The 238-nt window shown below is 40.8% G+C and carries 1 rRNA gene; it reads right to left on the reverse strand.

The window, feature by feature from the left end:
* Positions 1 to 109: ribosomal RNA gene (locus H5181_RS20515) — 16S ribosomal RNA — on the reverse strand; the annotation flags it as partial.
* Positions 110 to 238: the final 129 nt, after the last annotated feature.

A 238-nucleotide genomic window follows, 5' to 3' on the forward strand; every position in this document is an offset into this window, starting at 1 on the left:
TCCGCCGCTCGTCACCTCAGGAGCAAGCTCCCTTGTGTTACCGCTCGACTTGCATGTGTTAGGCCTGCCGCCAGCGTTCAATCTGAGCCATGATCAAACTCTTCAATTAAAGTTTTTTTGAAACCCGAAGGTTTCGGCTCAATGAATTCTGATTTCATTAATTAGACTCGGAAGAATCTAAATAATGTTTGTACATATTACTATGAACACTCATCGTTGCATTGAGTTTAAATTTTTT

The sequence above is a fragment of the Shewanella sp. SG44-2 genome, from assembly GCF_014164215.1.
Lineage (GTDB): Bacteria > Pseudomonadota > Gammaproteobacteria > Enterobacterales > Shewanellaceae > Shewanella > Shewanella frigidimarina.